Genomic DNA, 20845 nt, shown 5'->3' with positions numbered 1-20845 from the left:
GATCAATCACCAAGTCCGTTCAATGGTGTATTTTATTCAGCAGAAGCCATTCTGGGTTCCGCTCAATGGCCTCCTGGCAATGTTCACATGTTACTTGCGCTACTATATCACCATTTTCCTGGTAAAGCAAGATATCCTGCTTCTCTTCAGGATTCAAAGTATGAAAACCGAGCTGTTCCTCAGTAACAGGAGCATTAATTTCACCCAGTTTCAGCCCGCAATGGCGGCATACATAATGGATGGCCATCGTCTTCCTCCTAAAAAACAGTGTTTATTCTAGTATGCCTCCCATGCGGGTCAAACATTCCCCTTTAATCTTTCAACTTTTTCCAGAATCATCATGAACATGGCTAAAATTATGATGAACGCAGCTTTTGGTTATATCTATTCATCACTTGGGTAAAATCATCTGTGTTAAGATAAGCTTCAGCTGCACTTGCTCCCCGGTCAATAAATTCGGCTAACTGTTGCCGTTCCTGCGGGGGAAACGGATTGAGAACATAATGAACCACATCCCCGTTTTCCGGCCGGCCAATTCCCATGCGGATGCGTTTAAACGTTTGGCTGCCCAAATGGTCAATAAGGGAGCGAACGCCGTTGTGTCCTCCATGCCCCCCCTTCAGCCTTAGCCTCATGGTGCCAAAGGGCAAGTCCAGATCGTCATAGATGACCAGCACATCCTCTACGGGACACTGAAAGAAGCGGACAACCTCTATCACAGCCTCTCCGGAGCGGTTCATATAGGTCATCGGCTTCAACAACAGCACTTTTTCACCGCTCACCGAAGTCTCGCCCACCAGGCTGCGCCATTTTTCCTGATTGATAGAAATCCCCAGCTTTTCCGCCAAGCGATCAACCGTTAAGAAACCAATATTATGCCGTGTCTGTGCATATTTTGGTCCCGGATTCCCCAGGCCTACAATGATTTTCAACCCTGAAACCTCCTCTACGTGCCTAAGGCGTAACCATCATGGTTACGCCTCTGTTCCCATTTTCAAGTTTGTGGTCTTTATTCTTCCGCATCCTCTTGGCGTTCAACCAATTCCGGCGGCTCTTCATTGCCAGCATGTTTATCAACAGGTCCTTCCTCAGGGGTGGGTGCGGTAACCGTGAGCAGCACCGTATCTGGCTCCAGCAATACTTCAATCTGGTCGCCCAGGTTAAGATCAGCCACCGTCACGCTGTCACCAATGTCCAAACCGCTGACATCAATGGGTATGGATTCAGGCAAATCCTTAGGCAAACACTCAACCTCAATCTCCTGATATTGCCTTTGCAAAACGCCACCGTTTTTGGTTACCGCTCCCTCCCCTACGATTTCCAGGGGTACGGTAAAGGTCTTTTTCTCGTTCATTTTAATCTCATAGAAATCGACGTGTAAAACATCCTCTGTGATGGGATCGCGCTGGATCTCGCCGATCATCACCGTCGGTTTAACCCCGTCCAGCTCAAGATTGATCACCGTATTTTTACCATGTTGTTTGAGCAGTCTATGCAGCTCGTTCTGCTGCACCTGGATCGGTTTGCTCCCGATTGTTTTGCCATACACGATCCCGGGAACCTTGCCCGATTGCCTCAATTTTCTGCGGACAGACTTGCGAAGATCCGGTCGTTCCTCAGCACGAAAGGTTACCATGGTTTAGCTCACCCTCCCTCAATGTGTCGGACTAATATTTACTATTCCCTTTTGGAAGGATGGCCAAACCTTTGTCTAACAATGTCAAGGAACCGTATCAGTTAAACAGCTTGCTGACCGACAATTCTTCATGGACACGGATGATCGCTTCTCCCATCAGCGGTGCCACAGAAAGCACAATGGCTTTGTCAATCTGCTTTTCCTCGGGCAGCGGAATGGTGTCTGTCACGACCAGCTCCTTAATTTTGGAATTTTGGATCCGTTCAATGGCTGGACCTGACAGGACAGGATGGGTACAGCAGGCATAAACTTCTTGAGCCCCGTTTTCAGCCAAGGCGTTAGCTGCCAAAGTGATGGTGCCGGCTGTGTCAATAATGTCGTCAATCAAAATGCAGGTCTTGCCTTCTACCGCCCCGACAATGTTCATAATTTCAGCCACATTGGGTTTAGGACGGCGCTTGTCAATGATGGCAATCGGCGCCTTGAGTCGTTCGGCCAGTTTTCTGGCCCGCGTCACCCCGCCATGGTCTGGAGAGACAACGACAATGTCGTCCAAGTTTTTGGCCAGGAAATAGTCCGCTAATATGGGGACACCCAGCAAGTGATCAACAGGAATATCAAAGAAGCCTTGAATTTGAGTGGCGTGAAGGTCCATGGTGATCACCCGGGACGCTCCGGCAGTCTCAATCAAGTTGGCCACCAGTTTGGCCGTGATCGGATCTCTGGCTCTCGTTTTGCGGTCCTGACGGGCATACCCATAGTACGGCATGACCACGTTTATGCTCTTGGCAGAGGCACGCTTGAGGGCATCGACCATCACCAGCAGTTCCATTAAATGTTCATTGACGGGGGCGCTGGTGGACTGGATCACAAACACATCCGCACCGCGCACACTCTCATTGATGTGGACCTGAATTTCACCGTCACTGAAACGGGTCACATTGGCCTTTCCCAAAGGCACCCCAATATGCTTGCAAATCGCTTCCGCTAAACGGGGATTGGCATTACACGTAAATACTTTCAGTTTAGGATCACGATAATGTGGCATCGTTCTGCTAAAACCTCCAACATCTGTTATTTTTGATGAAGATATGACGGTCTCAACGATCTTTGCGTTCTTTATTTGGCCTTAATTTTAGGGCATAGTTTTCTTTCACCGTTTGCCTTTCGCGGGCAATGGCCAGACTGTAGGCCGGGACAGGGTGGGTAATGGTCGAACCTGCCGCAATATAAGCCCCTTCTCCGATCGTGACAGGGGCAACCAGATTGACATTACATCCCACAAAACTGTCATTTTCCACAACAGTACGGTGTTTATGAATCCCGTCATAGTTAACCGTGATGGAGCCGCAACCCATGTTAACCCTCTCCCCGATATCTGCATCACCCACATAACTTAAATGGGGGATTTTAGCCCCGTCTTTGACAACAGAATTTTTAACCTCCACAAAATTGCCCACACGGCACCGGTCTCCAATTGTGGTGCCGGGCCGGATATAGGCAAACGGACCCACTTGCGTCTGGCTTCCGATCTGGCTGTCAACCGCCTTAGAGTGAACAATGCTTGTGGCTCTCCCCACTTTAACATCGATCAGCTCTGCATGGGGGCCTACTTGGCAATCTTCAGCAATCACCGTTCGTCCGGACAAGATGGTGCCCGGATAAATCACCGTGTCCTGACCGATGACGACATCGGGGCCAATATAGGTATGCTCAGGATCAATAATGGTCACACCCTGGGACATGTGGCGCTCATTGATCCGGCGGCGCATCACTTTTTCCGCCTGAGCCAGGGCGATACGGTCGTTTATCCCCATGATCTCCTCTTGATCATGGGTGACATAAGCGGTAATTTTTTCTCCCTTCCGCTCAAGGATTTCAATGCAATCGGTCAAATAGTATTCACCCTGGGCATTATCATTTGTGATTTGGGATAAGGCCTGCAGTAATTTTTGGTTATCAAAACAATAGATGCCCGTATTAATCTCTTTGACCTGTTTCTCTTCTGCCGTGGCATCTTTCTCTTCCACAATCTTTTTTACTTGTCCCTGTTCATCCCGAATAATACGCCCATACCCTTCAGGGTCATCCACAAAAGTGGTGAGAATACTGACTGCCGCTTGCGCTTCTTGATGGGCTGTTAGAAAGGCTTGTAAAGTTTGGCCCGAAATAAGGGGCGTGTCCCCGTACAAAACCAAGGTCTGGCCCGCTGCCTCCCGCAGATGGGGGGCGGCAACCATGACAGCATGACCAGTGCCAAGCTGCTTCTTTTGTTCCACGTATGTATACCCTTCACCCAGCTCCTGCTGGACAAGCTCTGCTCCGTGGCCGACGACCACATAAATATGAGTCTGGCCTTGAGTTTGTTGCACGGCATCGATCACGTGTTTGACCATCGGTTTGCCACAAACAGGATGAAGCACTTTCGGCCGCTTGGACTTCATCCTGGTTCCTTTTCCCGCAGCTAGAATAAGCACATTGGTTTGGTTCATCATTAACCTCCACATACACTCATCAAAATCATTTCTGTTATGACTATAGCCTAATACCACTTCTTTTTCAAGGAATCAAATCTTGTCAACAGACACAAAAAAAAGAAGACCTAACTTCAGCGTCAGATCTTCACCCCAAGCACAAAACAGAGACAATCACCACTTGTGAGGCACAACCCCTGTAAATCAAAGTTAATCTCTAGGTGACACCAGCCAGGGCACCTTGAATCAGGAAGCACCGGCCTCTAACTCTTCCTTTTCCCCTTGGGCCTCATATTCTGCCAGAACGGCTTTTTGTATTTTTTCCCGGGTTGCAGAAGAAATAGGATGGGCGATATCGCGAAATTCGCCGTCCGGTGTCCGCTTGGATGGCATGGCCACAAACAAGCCGTTGTTACCATCAATAACCCGAATATCGTGGACGACAAATTCGTTATCAATGGTAATGGAAGCAATCGCCCTCATTCTTCCTTCGGTGTGCACCCGCCGCAGTCTCACATCAGTCACTTCCATCAAAAAAACACCACCTTTTGCCAAAAATGATCACGATATATACTTAACAGTTCAACAAAGGTGGCAAAATTCCTGCTCATTTCCTATAAATTTTTAAATTTTTTTTGAACTGAAAAACCATTAAGATGCCTTGACACTGACGCTGAATCATCCCGGACAGACTAGTCCGGGATGCGGGCAATACACTCGATTTCCACCCTGACATCTTTGGGCAGTCTGGCCACTTCTACACAGGAACGGGCCGGCTTGTGCTCACCAAAAATCTCCCCATAAACCTCATTTACTTGGGCAAACTCATTCATATCTTTAATAAACACCGTCGTTTTAATGACATCATTTAACGTCGCTCCTGCTGCCTTTAATACTGCTTCCAAGTTGGCGAGCACTTGCCTCGTTTGTGCCCGTACATCTCCTTCTACCAGTTTCCCGTCCGGTGTGAGCGGGATTTGCCCCGATGTGAACAAGAGCGAACCAACTTGAACCGCTTGGGAATACGGTCCTATGGCCTGCGGCGCATCTTGCGTCTGGACTTTTTTCAATTTTGTCATCCTGCACAACCTCCCTGTGATCATTGATCATCAAAGATACTGCCTAACTGCATGGAAATGGTCTTGTTTTTAATATCTACGTCACACAAGCGCAGTAATGAGTAAACATTTTCCACCAATTTTTCTGCTGTGGCCAATGATTCCACAAACACACAGGCCCCGGCCACCTCCGCTTCAAACTCCTGCAACAAGTCCATCATTCCCCGGATCGTTCCGCCTGCTTTCATAAAATCATCCACAATCAAAACTTTGCTGTTGGCTTTCATGCTGCGGCGGGCCAGGGACATGGTTTGGATGCGTTTGGTGGAACCTGAAACATAGTTGATGCTGACCACTGATCCTTCTGTCACCCGGTGATCCCGGCGCACAATCACAAAGGGGACATTGAGATACTGGCTGGTGGCATAGGCGAGCGGGATACCCTTTGTTTCCACCGTGATGACGTAATCAAGGCCCGCATGGCGAAACTGGGAGCTAAATATTTGGCCGATCTGGTTGACCACTTGGGGCTGGCTTAAATAATCACTCATATACAAATACCCTCCAGGGAGGATGCGGTCAGGATCTTCCAGACCCGTCCTCAATTCTTCCACCCAGTCCCGCATTTGCTTTAAATCGACAGCGGGGATGTATTTCACTCCTCCAGCGGCGCCGGGAACGGTCATTAATTCACCCAGACCGCTCATTTCCATGGTTTCTTTAATAATTTGCAAATCCTCACTAATGGACGATTTGGCCGCTTGGTAACGCTCTTTAAACAGGGTCAAAGGGATTAACAAATGGGGCCGTCGAATTAAATATTGCATCATATCAGCAAGTCTGGCGCTTCGTTTCAATTTCTTCACCGGAATGCCTCCTAAAAACCCGAATTATTTGAGGGTAATATACCACTTTTATACGTCTTTGATCAAGTTCCAACCCCATTGACAGTAAATAAAATAGGGAATCTTAAGTCCCTGCCGAACGAACCATGTAGACATCCTGGCAAAACCCTTTGAGGCCGTTATAGATGCGCTGAGCCCGGGACTCTTTCTGGGTCAGGCCGAACACCGTTGGCCCGCTGCCTGACATGAGCACACCATCTGCTCCAAATTGGGCTAGTTTCTGTTTCAGGTGTTGGACTTCAGGGTAGCTTTTAAGAGTCACTGTTTCTAAAACATTGCCCATGCTTTTCACGATTAAAGAAAAATCACGTCGTTTAAGCGCCTCGATCATTTGTTCCGTCTTGGGACGCTCACTGACCTGGCCCAGGTCCAAATGCTGATACACATGTGCTGTGGATACCCCAATGGGCGGCTTAGCCAGCACAATCCAAAACGGCGGCGGCCCAGGCAGAGGGGTTATCTGCTCTCCCCGCCCTTTGGCCAAGGCTGTTCCCCCATAAATACAAAAGGGGACATCCGATCCCACTTCGGCTCCCAAGACAGCCATCTCTTCCGTGCTTAAGCCCAGATCCCAAAGTTGATTCAACCCCTTAATGGTGGCCGCTGCATCGCTAGAACCTCCTCCTAATCCAGCGGCGACCGGAATACGCTTATCGATGGCGATAGTGACACCCCGGGTCACCTGAAAGCGCTCCTGGATCAGTTTAGCCGCCTTATAAGCCAGATTGTGCTCGTCAGCGGGCACATAACTAGCCGAAGTTTCGATCACAATTTTTCCATCGTCCCTGGGCCGAAGCTCCAGACGATCGGCCAGATCAATGGTGGTCATCACCATTTCCACTTCGTGATAACCGTCTGTCCGTTTGTATAATACATCTAATGTCAGGTTAATTTTAGCCGGCGCTTTCATCAAGATGGTCATCCCTAATCGCTCCAATACCTTTTCTCAACATAACCATTGCATTATTTTATCACGAAGGTTGGTTTTTTGCCCAGTGAAAAACCGGGGAGAACCCCGGCCTGATCGTTTCTACCTTAGTGTAAGCAGCTTGTGGAAACCCATCCAGTCAACACACTTTTTCTCTTGGGCTGCGCCTGTTGAAGCTTATGTGGGCTCTCTGTTCCGGCCCAGCTGCTCTTCAGCCATCTGCTCGGACATTACGCCTCGGCGTCTTGGCACAGAACATCCCTCCTGGATGCGATAGAAACGATCACCTTTAGTATGACCGGCCCGGCAGCAAATATAAGAAGGTTAACGGTTATAACACATAAAGGCAAAAAAAAAACAGTAGACTGGGTCTACTGCTTGTTATAGGTAATCTTGATCTCTTTGTCGTTGTCTCCACAGACTATAAGCTCCACAGTTTCTGTTAAAATGTCAGCGTAGCTATAAGAAACACGTTTAAAGGCATGTTGCTTTTCGTCCAGTTTGACGATGAAGACGGATGGATAGGTTTCTTCAAGTACACCTGAACGCTCAATGGTCTTTCGCCGTCCGCCATTCGCCTTCAGGGTAATGCGTCGACCAATGTATTGGTCAAGATTGCGCTTAATGTCGATTAACGCATTTTTCGCCACATTGACCACCTCACGCATATCATTATACCATGGTGGCCTTGTTTAGTCAAATAATTTCTTAATTATATCAACCGGACAAATCTCTTGTCAATAAAAATTTTTTCTCAATGCGCTGAGCGGAAGACACTTAAGGATCTGTTCAGGTTTCATACATGAGTTTGGGCAATCCCTGTCTATATGTTCCGCGCGTATCAATGCCGCCCAGTCCGGAGCTTCCTGTCACCGAATACTGCAAGACGTGCTTCAGATCAATGATGCGGTCAATAGGGGTGTAACACGCTTTTTCGACGATATACACGGGATCAAGACAATGGATGTTAACCCTCTCCGGTGAGGAAGCATAATTGGCTCCCGCCTCAATCAGCGCTTCAAAATGGGATTGGCAGGCACCGGAAAAAATAATCAGATTGTCCCGGTTTCTCTCGAATTGCCTGGCTGCTTGAACCGCTTGTATAAAATATTGGGAATGGCGGTACGCTTTCAGATCATATTTTCCTCCCCGCGAACGCATATAGGCATCATGTCCGGTTATGACCAGCACATCTGGATTAACATACATCAGCAGGGAATAGATGCGTTCAGGAATTTCCGCTTCACTCATATGCACGCCGTAGACAGGGATGTCCAGGGCCCTGTATAGTTCCAAGCATTTTTTCAGATAACTGGCATCCCCGTCAATATGCAGCACACGGCCGGGGAGCTTAAACAGCGTCTCCCCCGTCTTTCTGTGTTCAATCAATTCCTTAACGGAGCTGGACATCTGCTCCTCTTCCCATTCTTTGATGCGTCCCCGCACTTCTTCATCCACATGAACAAGATCATGAAGGGGAGCATCTGCCCACAGGCGCATGTCAAGCCCTTTCAACTCTGCTATCGCTCCTGTATGATCAATGGAAACGATGCGGAAATGAACATCGCCCCCATACGATTTGCGTGCGACAATATCACCAACTTGAAATGTCATCCCCTGCCCCTCCTTTCTGCTCTATCTTATGCCTAGAGCAGAAGAGGTGCCAATGGCGCCCTATCATTTTTGTTCAGCCCACCAGGTTTTGCAAGCCGTTGGCCAGCCGGGCAAACTCAGCGATGGTCAATGTTTCCCCCCGGCGGGAGGGATCAATGTCCAACTCATGCAACACCTGCACCAGTTCCCGTTTGCGTTCTTTACCCACCAGTTGATGCAGCAAATTGTTGAGCAGTGTCTTTCGCCGTTGAGCGAAGCAGGCTCTGACCGTTTTAAAAAACAAATCTTCATCAACGACCTGTACCGGCGGCTCTTTGCGCAAGCTTAACTTAACCAGGGCTGAATCAACTTGCGGTCTGGGCACAAAAACGGTTTTGGGCACCACTTTAATCAGTTCCGGTTCAGTATAATACTGCACGAACACAGTCAGGGAGCCGTAATCCTTGCTTCCAGCTGTGGCTGTCAGCCGGTCGGCCACTTCTTTCTGGACCATCACCACAATATGTTCAAATCTGAGTCCACTTTCAATAAAATGCAGGAGAATGGGAGTCGTGACATAGTAGGGCAGATTAGCGACCACCTTAAGCTTATCCAGGCCTCTTAAATAGGTCTTCACCACCTGCTCCAAATCGGCTTTTAATACATCCTGGTGAATGATGTGCACATTGTCATAGGGACGCAGGGATTCTTCCAAGATGGGGATTAAACGCTGGTCAATTTCAAAAGCAACCACACGGCCGGCCCGGATGGCCAGCTGTTCAGTCAAAGCGCCAATTCCCGGGCCTACCTCAATGACACCCGTTGTTTTATCCAATGCTGCTGCTTCCACTTGGGCACGGAGAATGTTGGAATCAATCAGAAAGTTTTGGCCTAAACTTTTTTTAAAGGTAAAACCATATTTTTCCAGTAGCATTTTGGTTCTGGTGGGGCTGGCGATTTCTTTCAAGAAGGAGCCACCTCCTTCAACACCTTCTCTAAAGCCACCTCAAACTCAGCCCTGGTAATAGCAAACAGTTGGAGACGCTTATAAAATTGTTTGGCATTGCCATAGCCGATCCCGAGATGGCGGCCCATTTTTTCCCTTAACATTCTGGCCCTGTCGCCTGCCACCAAACCAAAGTCAACCAGCTGTTCCCAAGAAATGTCTGTTCCTCCCTGTTCCTTAAGAATACGGGCACCAGCCAAAGCTTGGCGGATCACTTCCACTTTGGCATGTTCGACACCACACTTGCCGTTTGGAGCCAAAGCCGCTTCCCGGGGGATAAAGGCGTGGCGGCATCCGGGAACAGCCCGGGAGATTTGCTAGCGAATCGCTTCTCCTGGATAGTCCGGGTCCGTCAGTATAATGACGCCGCGCCGCTCTTGCGCCAGTCTAATGCGTTCCACCACCTCCGCCCCAAGGGCGGAACCGCCTGTCTCAATCGTGTCGGCTTCCACGGCTTGCTGCACTTTAATCGTATCGTTACGACCTTCCACGACAATGACTTCTTTAATCTTCATCACGCACACTCTTTTCATTGCTTTCAGTCAAGGCAAACAAGCGTTTGCCGTTTTCCATGGTCATGTGGGCGATCTCCTCCAAACTGAGTCCTCTCAGCTCGGCCATGGTTTCAGCCACATAGCGGACATATGCCGGTTCATTGCGCTTGCCCCGCAAAGGATGGGGGGCCAGATAGGGGCAATCGGTTTCAATCAGCAGGCGGTCCAGGGGCACATACTGCACCACTTCTTTTGGTAATTTAGCGTTTTTAAAGGTGAGGGGGCCGCCAAAGGAAATATAGAAGTTAAGCTCCAAACATTGGCGGGCCATTTCCTTGTCACCCCCGAAACAATGCATCACACCGCCCACTTCATCGGCCCCCTCCTCTTTCAGAATGGACAGCACATCCCTGTCAGCTTCCCGGTTATGGATAATAATCGGCTTTTTGAGCCGCTTGGCCAAGTCAATCTGTTTGCGGAACACCTCGGCTTGAACTTCCCGGGGCGAATGATCCCAGTAGTAGTCAAGCCCCATCTCCCCAACAGCCACCACTTTGGGATGGGTCCGTGCCAAATGTTCAATCCGCCTTAAGGCGTCATCATCACAGGTTTTGGCGTCATGGGGATGCCACCCCACGGCAGCATAAATAAAGTCATAAGCTTCAGCCAGGCGGATCGTAGCAGTGATCGTCTCGTGGTTAAAACCCACATTCACAATCAGGGATACCCCTTCTGCCCTGGCCCGTTCAATCACTTCGTTCCGGTCTTGGTCAAACCGGGCATCATTAATGTGTGCATGGGTGTCAAAAAACATCATCATCCTCCTTTCCCTTCGTCCCTCACCCAAGGAAAAAGAGGGGGACCCCCGCGGCTATAGCTGGCCTGCCTTTTACTGCTTGCCTATTTCACCTTGGCCCCATTGGGCAAGTCTTGATCAATGGTGACCAGTCGCAGCTTGCCGCCTTTCTCCCCGGCCAGAATCATGCCTTCCGAGCGTTCCCCCCGCAAAGTGACCGGCTTTAAGTTCGTGACGCACACCACCTTTTTACCGATTAACTCCTCCGGCCTATAATGCTGGGCAATGCCGGAGACCACCTGCCGCTGTTCCGTTCCCAGATCCAGCTTCAGTTTAAGCAGCTTATCTGCATTTTTTACCTTTTCGGCCTGAATCACTTCTGCCACCCGCAACTCCACTTTGTCAAAGTCATCAATTGTAATTTGGGCCGCCCCTTCTTCCTTTGCTCCCGTTTCCTGTTTCTGTTCACCTGGTGGGGTGCTGCCCGTCTGTCCGTCCTTGGCTAAAGCTCCCATCTTTTCCAAAATATATTTAACCTCTGCTTCTATATCAACCCGGGGGAAAAGGGGATCTGCAGGCTGGACTTTCGTGCCCGATGGCAACAAGCCAAACGTTTGCAGGCTGTCCCAGGAAGTCAGTTCACCTTGTTCAATACCCAATTGTTTCCATATCTTAGCTGGCGTGCGTGTCATAAACGGCTGAATCAGAATGGAAATGTGGCGCAACGACTCAGCCAGGTGATATAACACAGAACCCAGTTTCTCCCGTTCGCTCTCATCCTTAGCCAAAATCCAGGGTTCTGTTTCGTCAATATACTTGTTGGTGCGGCCAATCAGTTGCCAAATGGCGGACAAAGCTGAGGCAAATTCCATCTTGTCCATCGCTTCCTCCACTTTGGCCACCGTTTCCTTGGCCTTCTCCACCAAAGCGTGGTCATAGCGTGTCGCACCTGTCCGCCCGTGCGGGATGACACCGTCAAAATACTTATTCACCATTGCCACGGTGCGGTTTAATAAATTGCCCAAGTCATTGGCCAGGTCATAGTTGAGCCGTTCCAAAAAACTTTCTGGCGTAAACACCCCGTCTGAGCCGAAAGGCACTTCCCTCAGCAAATAGTAGCGTAAAGGATCAACTCCGTAGCGTTCGATCAGCGGGTCCGGATCCACCACATTGCCTTTGGATTTGGACATTTTGCCGTCCTTCATCAACAGCCAGCCGTGGCCAAATACTTTTTTAGGCAAAGGAAGATCCAGCGCCATCAGCATAATCGGCCAGTAAATGGTGTGGAAGCGGACAATCTCTTTGCCCACAATATGCACATCAGCCGGCCAGTATTTGTGGAATTTGCGCCGATATTCTTCATCATCTGCCTCGTATCCAATCGCCGTAATGTAGTTGGTCAAGGCATCTATCCAGACATAAATCACGTGCTCAGGATCATTGGGCACCGGGATTCCCCAGTCAAACGTGGTGCGGGAGACACACAAGTCCTCCAGTCCCGGCTTAATAAAGTTATTAATCATTTCATTCCGCCGTGAGGCAGGCTGGATGAAATCCGGATTTTCTTCGTAGTACTTTAAAAGGCGGTCTACATATTTGTTCATGCGGAAGAAATAGCTTTTCTCCCGGACAAGCTCCACAGGCCGGCCACAATCTGGGCAAAGACCGTTTTCTGCTTGCCGTTCCGTCCAGAAAGACTCACAAGGAGTACAATACAAGCCCTCGTATTCACTAAGATAAATATCCCCTTGATCCACAAGGCGCTGAAAGATCTTCTGTACCACTTTTTTGTGCCGCTCTTCTGTCGTCCGGATAAAATCATCATAGGAAATATCTAGTTTCTTCCACAACTCTTTAATGCCGGCGACAATCTGATCGACAAAGGCTTGCGGCGTCACACCTTTCTCCCGGGCTTTACGCTGAATCTTTTGCCCGTGCTCATCGGTGCCAACTAAGTACATGACATCATATCCTCTCAGCCGCTTGTAACGGGCCAGCGCATCAGCTGCGATTGTGGTGTAAGCATGTCCGATATGCAGTTTATCAGAAGGATAATAGATTGGAGTAGTTACATAAAACGTTTTGTTTTGCTCACTCATATCCCTAACCTCCCTGTTTGATGATCTCAAAACATCCCTCTCTAAATAAAAAACCCCCATCCCCAAAGGGACGGGAGTTAACCCGCGGTACCACCCTTTTTCCCCGCCTTTTCGCAAAGGCAGGCTCAGCCAGTGCAAGACTGTCTCCTTAACGCGGAGAAACGTAACACCCTTAGGCACAGCCCTCGGATATTAGCTCTCCCAGACCATCTTCCATGCCCCATTTATACCGGTTCTCAGCTCCCCCGGCTCTCTGTGATAAATGGCTGGCATGTACTCATCTGTTCATCGAGACAAACCTTATTCACTTCTTCCAGTTTCCCTGTCAAATTAATCCCTTTCGTTTCCCTAAAATATACTTAACAGGTTGATTTTTGTCAAGTTCACAAGCATTAAGCGCCTTCATGGTTAAAAAAAATGTCGAATAATCACTATTTATGTATAAAAACCCCTGTTTTTGTAAAAAATGAATTGACTTGTTCCTCTATTATTGGTATTATGTGCCTAAGATAACCGTCAGAATTTATCACCACATATTTGACCTATGATTTAGAAAAATGAAAAAAGAGGAGAGGGGATTGAGTTATTATGTTAAAAAGTACGGGGATCGTCCGCAAAGTGGATGAACTGGGCAGAGTGGTGATTCCTATTGAGCTTCGCCGCACATTGGGCATTGCGGAAAAAGATGCGCTTGAAATTTATGTTGATGGGGATAAAATTATCCTGAAAAAGTATGAACCCCGCATGGCTTGTATGATTACCGGCCAAATCAGCGAAGACAACCTGGTCTTAAATGACGGCAAAATGGTGTTAAGCCCTGATGCAGTGCGCCAGCTGTTGCCCATTTTTGAAGAGTATCTTAAAAAACAGGAAGCAAATTAAATGTGGCAATGATTAATCATATCTAGAAGATATCTACCATTATCATAAAAAACCATGTTCACGTGGTTGAGCACGTAAACATGGTTTTTTTAATATTACATTTATTCACGGGTTTTGTTTCCCTTGGCCGTCATCTTGCCCCAAACCATGATAAAGGTGGTAAACCTCCCGTCTGGGCAGCTGGCGCTCTTTGGATGTTTGTTTAATCGCCTCTTTGGGGGCATATCCTTGCTCAATGTAGTGCTCCACATGTTCTTTGATGGTCAGCTGTTGCCACCAAGGGGGCTGTTCAGAAGTCAAAGCGAAATGTTCTCCTTTGTCCACGATCAGCGTACATTCTCCCCGCACATCTTGATCTTGTGCCCATTGGTAGAGCTCGCCAAGTGTACCCCGTATATATTCTTCAAAACGCTTCGTCAGCTCCCGGACCAGCACGGCCCGCCGGTCTCCCAATATCTCTACCATATCCTCCAGTGTCTCAACGAGACGATGGGGTGCTTCATAAAAGATCAGCGTATACGGCAAACGGCTCAGGGCGGCGAGCTGTTCTTGGCGCGCCTTGGGCTTGCGTTCCAAAAAGCCACAAAACAAAAACTGGCGGGTGGACAAACCTGAGGCCACCAGACCTGTCAGAGCAGCATTGGCTCCAGGCAGGCTGATCACCGGAATGCGCTCCGCTACAGCTTGCTGGACAAGATCCTCTCCCGGATCTGAAATGGCCGGCATGCCGGCGTCTGTCACCAGAGCAATGCGCTTGCCCTGCTTTAAATCAGAGATCAGGCGGGAACCCTGCTGCTTTTTATTATGTTCATGATAAGAGACCAGCATTTGGTCAATCTGAAAATGATTGAGCAGCTTGCGTGTGTGCCGGGTATCTTCACAGGCAATGTAATCGACAGTTTTCAAGACCTCCAGAGCGCGAAAGGTGATATCTTCCAGATTGCCGATGGGGGTCGGCACCAAATATAAAATCCCCTGATGCTCGGCTGCGTAACTAGATTGGGACCAGATCATAAGCATACGTCCTTTCTGAAAAAACTTGGCTGGGCCATGATCAACACAGGGACTGGCAACGACTTAAACCAAGGTCTGTTCACCAAAATAAATTTGCTTCAGATCAGCGGTGTATTCATTGTCTGGCGTGTAAGCAATCAATGGGGGAAGCAGGCGCAAATCCGGTTGCCCGTCCTTCATACCTTCCACCAAAACCATATTGGCCGGCTTGTCTATTTTGGGATACACCAAACACATGCGCTTCGGTTCCAGACGGTAACGACGCATTAACCCGAAGATATCCGCCAGCCGGCTGGGGCGATGAACGAGGGCCAAACGCCCCTTCGGTCTGAGCAAAGTGGCGGCAACCGCCATGACATCATCGAGGGTGCAATAAAGTTCATGCCGGGCAATGGCATAATGTTCATTGACATTTTTCTGGCCGGATTGGACAGGAAGGTAAGGGGGATTGCAGGTCACGACATCATAGCTGCCCGGCTCAAAGTGGGCGGGAGCTTCTCTCAAATCCAAATGATGCATCTTAATTTGCCCTTCTTTGTGATTGAGGCGTACACTGCGCACGGCCATATCATACAGGCGTTGTTGAATTTCTACCCCTTCAATCGCCGCTTTCGTCCGCGTGCTTAACATTAAAGGGATGGCTCCGTTTCCTGCACACAGGTCCATCACCTTTCCCTTTTGAAGCGGCAAATAGGCAAATTGAGCCAAGAGAACAGCATCCAGGGAAAAAGCAAACACGGTTTTGCTCTGAATAATCTTTAACTGTCCAAATGGTAAATAATCCAAGCGTTCATCTTCGCGCAGAGCATTCATCAGTCCCCATCCTTTGTCTTTATCCTGGTTTTTCTTGATGCCTTTCAGTCTTTCCGCCTGTCCCGTTAGCCATGCTCAAAAATGAAAAAGAGCCTGTCCCCAGACTCTCCTCCTACTTGTTCAAAAACGAGAGGCAAAAGATGCAATCTTCCCCTTCTTTACGCAAACTCCCAAATTGCAAGTGACAAATATGAAACCCCTCCTGGTATAAACGTGCCAAATTGTCGTACCCTTCCCCGACCGGCCTTTTCTTCTTTTTGCTGACCTGGCCTTGTTCTGGAGCATGGGGATGATCAGTTTCCTGAGCCACTTTGTGCTCCAGCCTGTTACGCAGTTTTTCGTTTTCCACGATCAGTTCATGGTTTTCTTCCACCAGCCGGGCAATGTGTTCCTTTACGGCCTCCAATTCTTCTGCCATTTGGCCCAGCTTCTGCTCCAGTTGGGAGACATGCTCAAACAGCCGCTTTTTGTTTTGATCCACATCCTCCACCCCCATCAGCCCTTCCTCATCCAGGAGATAAGCGCGGGCCTAGTTTGGCGCACCTTCTGCTTGGGAAGGGAGCGCCTCGTCTTGAGACTGATGGCCCATGAGCTCATCTAAGGTAAATTCAACCACGCGCTCCGTATCCTTCAATTCAACCTGAATGAGTTTTTCCAGGATATTCAAACCGACAACCCGTCCAGCGCCAAGGGGCGTGACCGTCTCTTCGCCAAGGTCGGGAAGCTCTTTGATGGCCGATTCATACTGGTCATTCTCATATTTCAAACAGCACATCAACCGTCCGCACAAACCAGAAATCTTGGCTGGGTTAAGGGATAAGTTTTGATCTTTAGCCATTTTAATCGACACCGGTTCAAAATCCCCCAGAAAAGAGGAGCAACACAAGATCCTGCCGCAAGGACCGATGCCGCCTAACATTTTGGCTTCGTCCCTCACCCCGATTTGCCTTAATTCAATGCGCGTTCTGAAAATGGCAGCCAGATCTTTCACCAGCTCGCGAAAATCCACCCGCCCATCAGCGGTAAAGTAAAAGATCACTTTGTTGCGGTCAAAGGTATATTCCACATCAACCAGCTTCATCTCCAGGCCGTGTTCAGCAATCTTTTCTAGACAAATATCATAAGCTTTTTCGGCCGCCGCCTTGTTTTTTTCAACCTGGACCTTATCTTCAGGTGTGGCAATGCGGATCACCTTTTTAAGCGGCAACACCACATCCTCTTCCCCCACTCCTTTGATGGGGGTGACCACTTTGCCGTATTCAATCCCGCGGGACGTTTCGACAATGACAAACTGATCCTTCTCAACAGGATGATCACCTGGATCAAAATAATAGATTTTTCCAGCTTTTTTAAAGCGAACCCCAACCACCTGGTACATGATTTACCCCTCCTGAAGGCGAAGCACTAACTGTTCCAATAGCAACTGTGGATGAACATGGGCATGAAGCCGGCGCTTGGCTTCCAAAATATGCTCCATCGCTGTTGCTATCTTCACGCGGGATAAGCTCAGTCCCTGTTTGCGCAAACGCTCTTCTTGGCCAATATAAACGATTTGATCTTCCATACCGAGCTGTATATATAATAAATCCCGATACCAAAACAGCATCATATCCAGCCCTGTATCCGTGTGTTCCTTCTCTTTGGCGACTTTAAGCCACGCGTCTTGAATTTGGTACACCGCGCGGGGATCTTGCCGCAAACAGTCTTCTATTAATTGTAGCACTACTCGTTTTAACTCTGCAAACCACTCTATTTGGCAAAAGTTCAGTGCTTCTTCCACATCTGCTGTAAGATGGGCAACCAAGCTGGCCTCTGCTTCCGATTTCCCGTATTGCTCAATCAGCAACGCCTTCAGGTGTCCGGGAGAAGGGGGCTGGAAAACCAGTTCCTGACAGCGGGAGCGAATGGTAGGCAGGATCAATTCCCTGTCTTCTGCCAGCATTAAGATAACAGTGTCAGGCTGGGGTTCCTCTACAAACTTGAGCAAACTGTTGGCGGCCTGGGGTGTCATCGTGTCTGCCTGGTCAATGATCAGTACCCGCCAAGTGGTCTCTTGGGCCCGGTAGGCAAATGCTTTTTGGATTTGGCGCACCTGATCAATTTTAATGGACTGCCCCTCAGGCCGAAGCCAGTGGACATCAGGATGATTATGGCGGGCAATGCGCCGGCATTCTAAACAGCGGCCGCAAGGAGGATGATCCGGCTGGCTGCATAACAGACGCTGGGCAAACAAGGTGGCCATCTCCCGCTTGCCCGCTCCCCGTGGTCCAATGAACAAATAGGCATGGGCCAAGCGGTTTTTCGTGATCACCGCTTCTATAAAGTTGCGGATTCTCGGCTGTTGGTCAATGGCTGTTTCCAATCTGATCACACCTTAAAACTGTTCAAATTGTTCAACGGGAACGACAAACACGGTTGCACCGCCAACCTGTATTTCAACTGGATAGGGAACATAGGAGTCCGCATTGCCCCCCATCGGTGAAACTGGAGCCACCAATTGTTCCCGCGCTTTGCAATTTTGCTTAATAATATCCAGAGCCTCGTTGACTCTTTCATCTTCCACTCCGATTAAAAATGTGGTGTTGCCCGCTTTGAGAAAACCTCCCGTACTGGCCAGTTTAGTGGCCCGAAAATCCGCTTTCACCAGCGCATTGGACAAGCGGCTAGAGTCCTTGTCCTGCACCACTGCAATGATTAACTTCATTAGGATAACCTCCTTATCATATGGGCCATCCCCCGGATGTTCCCTAAGTGAGCAGGGTGAAGCTTAGGCCTTTTGCTGAAGCAGGGATCTGACCTCTCGCAAAATTTGCTGGTGAATCACCTCAACTGGCTGGCTGGCATCAATGAGCACAATGCGGTCTTCCTGCTCAGCCAGTCTGAGAAATCCGCGGCGGACGCGTTCATGATAAGCCAAGTCCTTCTGTTCAATGCGGTCCAGTCCCTGTTTAAACTCTGCTTGTTTCCGTTCAGCCAGGCGCCGGCGCCCCTCTTCAGCGGCAATATCCAAGAGAAAAGTTTTATGTGGCACGAGACCTTGGGTGGCAAACTGGTTGATCATTCTCACTTGCTCTTCCCCGACGCCTAAGCCATACCCTTGATAAGCAATGCTGGCATCTACAAAACGGTCACAGAGCACGATTTTGCCTTGTGCCAGGGCAGGTTTAATTTTTTCCAACACATGCTGGGCCCGTGAAGCGGCATACAGCAGCACTTCTGTCTGGGCCCGCATTGATTGATGGTCCGGATCTAAAATAATACGCCGTATCCGGTCGCTGATCAGGGTCCCACCCGGCTCCCTCGTTACGGTCACATCATAGCCGCTTGCTTTCAGTGCTTCAGCCAGTAACGTTAACTGGGTTGTTTTCCCTGCTCCGTCTGGTCCCTCAAAGGTGATAAACAAGCCTGCCACAACTCATGTTCCTTTCTGTTTTCCTTTACAGGTTTTGATACTATCATAATCAGAAAATAAGCGGTTGTATAGTCTATTTTTCATTCTTTTTCACCACCGCAACAGAAGGCCACTCCCGCCCCTGTTTGCCCGGGAAATAAGCGCCAGCCTGTTTGAGCCTCAAAATGTGAGACACATGCTCCTCTTTGATCACCTCTCCGGGAATTAGGAGCGGAATGCCAGGGGGATAAGGGGTGATCATCTCTGCCGCCTGACGTCCAACGGCTTGCGACAAGGGAACATGTTCCTTTTCCTGGGCCCGGTAGACCCTCATCGGGATTGGAGCAGGTTCCGCCTGGTTAAACAGTTCTGCCATGTCAGCTCCGGCACCTTTCTCTCCTGGTTGATGTCCAAGCGGCGTTTTCCCTGGTCTCCCTTTTTCCCTTTGCAGGTGACCGGCTTCCTTGGCAATAGAGGACAAAGCCTGAAGCAGGCGGTTATTCCAGTCTGGATGGGGGACAAGAGGCAGTGTCAAGCACACGTTATATGGATCGGCCAGTTCCACCTCAATCCCATGCTGCCGGAGCGCCTCTTGCAACTGAAAGCCGCTGAGGCCAAAGACAGGCTGTATAACCAGCTTAAAAGGATCCTGCTCTCTGCCTGTGCCGCTTGAGATCAAATAGTTGCCCAAGGCACGGATGCCCGAGTGCAGCTCTTGAACAGCCGCCAGGGCTTGCTCCCAGTCTGTCCTGGTCATCTGGCTTAAGAAGAGACGGGCCAGATCCAGGGAAGCCAGCAAGGGATAAGAGGGGCTTGACGTTTGCAAACGGCGCAGGCAATCTTCCACATCTTCAACCGGCACGCGTTCCCGGCGGATATGTAACATGGAGGTCATCGTCATGGAGCCTAACATCTTATGGGTCGATTGGACACACAGATCTGCACCCAGCTGAAGAGCGGATGGCGGCAGGCTCCCGTGCTGACCAAAATGGGCGCCATGGGCTTCATCGACCAAGACCAGCAAGCCATATTCACGAGCCGTGCGTACGACCGCCTCAAACTGGTCTGCGCCAGCCCAGCCATAATAGGTGGGATAGGTGAGTATCACCGCTTTTGCTTCGGGACAGCGGCGCAAGGCGTCCTCAATCTGTTCAGGCCTGATCCCCTGCGCTACCCGGAAGCGCGGACACACCTCTGGCAAGAGGGGAAAACAACAGGCTCCGGCCATGCTGAGCCCATGAAAGACAGACTGATGGCTGTTCCTTTGCACCAGGGCCACATCCCCTTGATAAAGACAACCCAAAATCATGGCCAAATTGCCCACCGTGCTGCCATTCACCAAAAAATAGGTTTGGTCAGCGCCAAACTGACGGGCGGCCAATTCCTGAGCCTGTCTGATCACACCTTGGGGATCGTGCAAGTTATCCAACCCATCCAACTCTGTTAAATCAAGCTTTAAGACCGGGTGGTACATCTTTCGTCCATGGCCCGGAAAAACATAGCCTCCCTTATGTCCCGGCACATGAAATCTCGCCTCTTCCTTGTTTGCTTTCTCCACCAGTGCTTGAAACAAAGGTGCTTCGTTTAGATCCTGCATCTCATCTTTTCCCCTTTGTCCTTGCCTTTTTATTTATCATAAATTTCCGAGAAGACCCCCACTTCTAAACGAAGTGTAAGTGGGGGATGAATCGGGACAAACATATGTTTTCCTTCTGAAACAGAAATGGTATATTAAAACCAGGAGGGAAAATCTATG

23 protein-coding genes, 1 pseudogene and 1 other annotated feature are annotated in these 20845 nt (G+C 49.3%); of the genes and pseudogenes, 1 reads left to right on the top strand and 23 read right to left on the bottom strand.

Annotated features, from left to right (window positions below; all coding sequences use genetic code 11):
- Positions 1-19: 19 nt before the first annotated feature.
- From IEW48_RS13270 to metG, 15 genes and pseudogenes are all read right to left on the bottom strand, one after another.
- On the bottom strand, positions 20-247 hold the full coding sequence (locus IEW48_RS13270) for an anti-sigma-F factor Fin family protein (RefSeq protein WP_007506048.1): 228 nt from the start codon (positions 245-247) through the stop codon (positions 20-22).
- Positions 248-356: 109 nt separating this feature from the next.
- Positions 357-932, bottom strand: a complete 576-nt coding sequence (gene pth / locus IEW48_RS13265; protein ID WP_188624165.1) for an aminoacyl-tRNA hydrolase — start codon at positions 930-932, stop codon at positions 357-359.
- A gap of 77 nt (positions 933-1009) precedes the next feature.
- Positions 1010-1636, bottom strand: a complete 627-nt coding sequence (locus IEW48_RS13260; protein WP_188624164.1) for a 50S ribosomal protein L25/general stress protein Ctc — start codon at positions 1634-1636, stop codon at positions 1010-1012.
- Between the two features lie 97 nt (positions 1637-1733).
- Positions 1734-2684 (bottom strand): ribose-phosphate diphosphokinase, encoded by a 951-nt coding sequence (locus IEW48_RS13255; RefSeq protein ID WP_007506044.1) that lies wholly within the window; start codon positions 2682-2684, stop codon positions 1734-1736.
- A gap of 52 nt (positions 2685-2736) precedes the next feature.
- The gene (gene glmU / locus IEW48_RS13250) at positions 2737-4128 is read right to left on the bottom strand and encodes a bifunctional UDP-N-acetylglucosamine diphosphorylase/glucosamine-1-phosphate N-acetyltransferase GlmU (protein ID WP_188624163.1); all 1392 of its coding nucleotides are present in this window, start codon (positions 4126-4128) and stop codon (positions 2737-2739) included.
- A gap of 228 nt (positions 4129-4356) precedes the next feature.
- Positions 4357-4641: a septation regulator SpoVG gene (gene spoVG / locus IEW48_RS13245; protein WP_007506042.1), complete on the bottom strand. Its 285-nt coding sequence runs from the start codon at positions 4639-4641 to the stop codon at positions 4357-4359.
- A 161-nt stretch (positions 4642-4802) separates the two neighbouring features.
- Positions 4803-5189, bottom strand: coding sequence for a RidA family protein (locus IEW48_RS13240; protein ID WP_188624162.1), 387 nt, complete (start codon positions 5187-5189; stop codon positions 4803-4805).
- Positions 5190-5209: 20 nt separating this feature from the next.
- Positions 5210-6034, bottom strand: coding sequence for a pur operon repressor (gene purR, locus IEW48_RS13235; protein ID WP_188624161.1), 825 nt, complete (start codon positions 6032-6034; stop codon positions 5210-5212).
- Between the two features lie 103 nt (positions 6035-6137).
- A complete protein-coding gene (ispE, locus tag IEW48_RS13230; protein WP_188624160.1) occupies positions 6138-6995 on the bottom strand; it encodes a 4-(cytidine 5'-diphospho)-2-C-methyl-D-erythritol kinase in 858 nt (285 codons plus the stop codon).
- Positions 6996-7372: 377 nt separating this feature from the next.
- Positions 7373-7651, bottom strand: a complete 279-nt coding sequence (gene veg / locus IEW48_RS13225; RefSeq protein ID WP_188624159.1) for a biofilm formation stimulator Veg — start codon at positions 7649-7651, stop codon at positions 7373-7375.
- Between the two features lie 139 nt (positions 7652-7790).
- Positions 7791-8615 carry a sporulation peptidase YabG gene (yabG, locus tag IEW48_RS13220; RefSeq protein WP_188624158.1) on the bottom strand — a complete coding sequence of 275 codons (825 nt, stop codon included), beginning with the start codon at positions 8613-8615 and terminating at the stop codon, positions 7791-7793.
- A gap of 73 nt (positions 8616-8688) precedes the next feature.
- Entirely contained in the window at positions 8689-9528 is an 840-nt protein-coding gene (gene rsmA, locus IEW48_RS13215) for a 16S rRNA (adenine(1518)-N(6)/adenine(1519)-N(6))-dimethyltransferase RsmA (protein ID WP_276529785.1), read from the bottom strand.
- A 29-nt stretch (positions 9529-9557) separates the two neighbouring features.
- Positions 9558-10115 (bottom strand): annotated as a pseudogene (gene rnmV / locus IEW48_RS13210) (ribonuclease M5).
- A complete protein-coding gene (locus IEW48_RS13205) occupies positions 10105-10908 on the bottom strand; it encodes a TatD family hydrolase (protein ID WP_188624156.1) in 804 nt (267 codons plus the stop codon). The pseudogene rnmV and the gene IEW48_RS13205 overlap by 11 nt, the downstream one beginning before the upstream one ends.
- 86 nt (positions 10909-10994) lie before the next feature.
- Positions 10995-12989, bottom strand: a complete 1995-nt coding sequence (gene metG / locus IEW48_RS13200; protein WP_188624155.1) for a methionine--tRNA ligase — start codon at positions 12987-12989, stop codon at positions 10995-10997.
- 63 nt (positions 12990-13052) lie between these two features.
- Positions 13053-13287: a binding site (T-box leader), on the bottom strand.
- Positions 13288-13577: 290 nt separating this feature from the next.
- Here metG and IEW48_RS13195 point away from each other — a divergent pair.
- A complete protein-coding gene (locus IEW48_RS13195) occupies positions 13578-13871 on the top strand; it encodes an AbrB/MazE/SpoVT family DNA-binding domain-containing protein (protein WP_007506029.1) in 294 nt (97 codons plus the stop codon).
- Positions 13872-13976: 105 nt separating this feature from the next.
- Here the strand turns inward: IEW48_RS13195 and rsmI are convergent, their stop codons facing one another.
- The 8 genes from rsmI to IEW48_RS17500 all read right to left on the bottom strand — a co-directional run bounded on the left by rsmI (position 13977) and on the right by IEW48_RS17500 (position 20686).
- The gene (rsmI, locus tag IEW48_RS13190; RefSeq protein ID WP_007506028.1) at positions 13977-14885 is read right to left on the bottom strand and encodes a 16S rRNA (cytidine(1402)-2'-O)-methyltransferase; all 909 of its coding nucleotides are present in this window, start codon (positions 14883-14885) and stop codon (positions 13977-13979) included.
- 63 nt (positions 14886-14948) lie between these two features.
- Complete coding sequence (locus tag IEW48_RS13185) at positions 14949-15698, bottom strand: tRNA1(Val) (adenine(37)-N6)-methyltransferase (protein ID WP_007506027.1); 750 nt, start codon at positions 15696-15698, stop codon at positions 14949-14951.
- 112 nt (positions 15699-15810) lie between these two features.
- Positions 15811-16194: a DNA replication initiation control protein YabA gene (gene yabA / locus IEW48_RS13180; protein WP_188624154.1), complete on the bottom strand. Its 384-nt coding sequence runs from the start codon at positions 16192-16194 to the stop codon at positions 15811-15813.
- A gap of 33 nt (positions 16195-16227) precedes the next feature.
- A complete protein-coding gene (locus IEW48_RS13175) occupies positions 16228-17076 on the bottom strand; it encodes a PSP1 domain-containing protein (RefSeq protein WP_188624153.1) in 849 nt (282 codons plus the stop codon).
- A gap of 3 nt (positions 17077-17079) precedes the next feature.
- Positions 17080-18060 carry a DNA polymerase III subunit delta' gene (gene holB / locus IEW48_RS13170; protein WP_188624152.1) on the bottom strand — a complete coding sequence of 327 codons (981 nt, stop codon included), beginning with the start codon at positions 18058-18060 and terminating at the stop codon, positions 17080-17082.
- A 12-nt stretch (positions 18061-18072) separates the two neighbouring features.
- Positions 18073-18402, bottom strand: a complete 330-nt coding sequence (darA, locus tag IEW48_RS13165; protein ID WP_188624151.1) for a cyclic di-AMP receptor DarA — start codon at positions 18400-18402, stop codon at positions 18073-18075.
- Positions 18403-18465: 63 nt separating this feature from the next.
- Positions 18466-19110, bottom strand: coding sequence for a dTMP kinase (gene tmk / locus IEW48_RS13160; protein WP_007506022.1), 645 nt, complete (start codon positions 19108-19110; stop codon positions 18466-18468).
- A gap of 73 nt (positions 19111-19183) precedes the next feature.
- Positions 19184-20686, bottom strand: coding sequence for an aminotransferase class I/II-fold pyridoxal phosphate-dependent enzyme (locus tag IEW48_RS17500; protein ID WP_188624150.1), 1503 nt, complete (start codon positions 20684-20686; stop codon positions 19184-19186).
- Positions 20687-20845: the final 159 nt, after the last annotated feature.

The organism is Caldalkalibacillus thermarum, assembly GCF_014644735.1.
GTDB classification, from domain to species: domain Bacteria; phylum Bacillota; class Bacilli; order Caldalkalibacillales; family Caldalkalibacillaceae; genus Caldalkalibacillus; species Caldalkalibacillus thermarum.
The sequence above is the reverse complement of the archived record's forward strand: the minus strand, read 5'-3'. Positions and strand labels throughout refer to the sequence as shown.

Coding starts and splice junctions, on each gene's coding strand:
- IEW48_RS13270 (WP_007506048.1), bottom strand. CDS start 247: ATGGCCATCCATTATGTATGCCGCCATTGCGGGCTGAAACTGGGTGAA.
- IEW48_RS13260 (WP_188624164.1), bottom strand. CDS start 1,636: ATGGTAACCTTTCGTGCTGAGGAACGACCGGATCTTCGCAAGTCTGTC.
- IEW48_RS13255 (WP_007506044.1), bottom strand. CDS start 2,684: ATGCCACATTATCGTGATCCTAAACTGAAAGTATTTACGTGTAATGCC.
- glmU (WP_188624163.1), bottom strand. CDS start 4,128: ATGAACCAAACCAATGTGCTTATTCTAGCTGCGGGAAAAGGAACCAGG.
- spoVG (WP_007506042.1), bottom strand. CDS start 4,641: ATGGAAGTGACTGATGTGAGACTGCGGCGGGTGCACACCGAAGGAAGA.
- IEW48_RS13240 (WP_188624162.1), bottom strand. CDS start 5,189: ATGACAAAATTGAAAAAAGTCCAGACGCAAGATGCGCCGCAGGCCATA.
- ispE (WP_188624160.1), bottom strand. CDS start 6,995: ATGACCATCTTGATGAAAGCGCCGGCTAAAATTAACCTGACATTAGAT.
- yabG (WP_188624158.1), bottom strand. CDS start 8,615: ATGACATTTCAAGTTGGTGATATTGTCGCACGCAAATCGTATGGGGGC.
- rsmA (WP_276529785.1), bottom strand. CDS start 9,528: ATGCTACTGGAAAAATATGGTTTTACCTTTAAAAAAAGTTTAGGCCAA.
- IEW48_RS13205 (WP_188624156.1), bottom strand. CDS start 10,908: ATGTTTTTTGACACCCATGCACACATTAATGATGCCCGGTTTGACCAA.
- metG (WP_188624155.1), bottom strand. CDS start 12,989: ATGAGTGAGCAAAACAAAACGTTTTATGTAACTACTCCAATCTATTAT.
- IEW48_RS13195 (WP_007506029.1), top strand. CDS start 13,578: ATGTTAAAAAGTACGGGGATCGTCCGCAAAGTGGATGAACTGGGCAGA.
- rsmI (WP_007506028.1), bottom strand. CDS start 14,885: ATGATCTGGTCCCAATCTAGTTACGCAGCCGAGCATCAGGGGATTTTA.
- IEW48_RS13185 (WP_007506027.1), bottom strand. CDS start 15,698: ATGAATGCTCTGCGCGAAGATGAACGCTTGGATTATTTACCATTTGGA.
- yabA (WP_188624154.1), bottom strand. CDS start 16,194: ATGGGGGTGGAGGATGTGGATCAAAACAAAAAGCGGCTGTTTGAGCAT.
- IEW48_RS13175 (WP_188624153.1), bottom strand. CDS start 17,076: ATGTACCAGGTGGTTGGGGTTCGCTTTAAAAAAGCTGGAAAAATCTAT.
- darA (WP_188624151.1), bottom strand. CDS start 18,402: ATGAAGTTAATCATTGCAGTGGTGCAGGACAAGGACTCTAGCCGCTTG.
- IEW48_RS17500 (WP_188624150.1), bottom strand. CDS start 20,686: ATGCAGGATCTAAACGAAGCACCTTTGTTTCAAGCACTGGTGGAGAAA.